Source organism: Aquipuribacter hungaricus, assembly GCF_037860755.1.
Lineage (GTDB): Bacteria > Actinomycetota > Actinomycetes > Actinomycetales > JBBAYJ01 > Aquipuribacter > Aquipuribacter hungaricus.
The window spans coordinates 1-1348 of record NZ_JBBEOI010000425.1 but is presented as its reverse complement, the minus strand read 5'-3'; the positions used below and the strand labels follow the sequence as shown (position 1 = coordinate 1348).

General features: G+C 66.7%; 1 protein-coding gene. It reads right to left on the bottom strand.

Annotated features, from left to right (window positions below):
* On the bottom strand, window positions 1-1283 hold a 1283-nt coding region (locus tag WCS02_RS20355), incomplete at its 3' end, for a cytochrome c oxidase subunit I (protein WP_340296139.1).
* Window positions 1284-1348 lie beyond the last annotated feature (65 nt).

Here is a 1348-nt window from a genome sequence, read left to right as displayed (position 1 = left end):
AGGAAGGTGGTGTGGAAGCCGACGAACGTCATCCAGAAGTGCAGCTTGCCCAGGCCGTCGTTGAGCATCTTCCCGGTGAACTTGGGCCACCAGAAGTAGAAGCCGGCGAACATCGCGAACACGACCGTGCCGAACACCACGTAGTGGAAGTGGGCGACGACGAAGTACGTGTCGGACAGCTGGAAGTCCAGCGTCGGCGAGCTGAGGATGATGCCGGTCAGGCCGCCGAACAGGAACGTCACCAGGAAGCCGAGCGCCCACAGCATCGGGCTCTCGAAGGTGAGCGACCCGCGCCACATGGTGCCGATCCAGTTGAAGAACTTCACGCCCGTCGGGACCGCGATGAGCATGGTCATGAAGGCGAAGAACGGCAGCAGGACCGCGCCGGTGACGTACATGTGGTGGGCCCACACCGACACCGACAGCCCGGCGATGGCGATGATCGCGAAGACCATGCCCTTGTAGCCGAACAGCGGCTTGCGGCTGAAGACCGGGATAACCTCGCTGATGATGCCGAAGAACGGCAGCGCGATGATGTACACCTCGGGGTGGCCGAAGAACCAGAACAGGTGCTGCCACAGGATGGCGCCCCCGTTCTCGGCCTGGAACACGACCGAGCCGAAGTTGCGGTCGGAGGCCAGCACGAGCAGGGCCGCGGCCAGGGGCGGGAACGCCATGAGGACGAGGACGCTCGTGATGAGCGTGCTCCAGGCGAAGATCGGCATGCGGAACATGACCATGCCGGGGGCGCGCATCCCGATCACCGTGGTGATGAAGTTGACCGCGCCGAGGATGGTGCCGAAACCGCCGAGCGCCAGGCCCATGACCCACAGGTCCGCGCCGAGGCCGGGCGAGTACGCCTCGGTCGACAGCGGCGTGTAGGCGAACCAGCCGAAGCCTGCCGCGCCCTGCGGGGTGAAGAAGCCGGAGACTGCGATGAGGCCGCCGAAGAGGTACAGCCAGTAGGCGAAGGCGTTGAGCCGCGGGAAGGCGACGTCGGGGGCGCCGATCTGCAGCGGGAGCAGCCAGTTGGCGAAGCCGGCGAACAGGGGCGTCGCGAACAGCAGCAGCATGATCGTGCCGTGCATGGTGAAGAGCTGGTTGTACGCCTCGCGGGTCTCGACGATCTGCAGCCCGGGGGCGGCCAGCTCGGCGCGGATGGCCAGCGCCATCGCCCCGGCGAGGATGAAGAACCCGAACGACGAGACCAGGTACAGCGTCCCGATCTTCTTGTGGTCGGTGGTGGTCAGGTAGTCGGCGAGCACCTGGCCCTTGGTGCGCACGCGCGTGGTGGACCGGGCGGCGGTGGCCCCGTCCACGCCGCGGGTGACGAAGCCCTCAGCGGTCG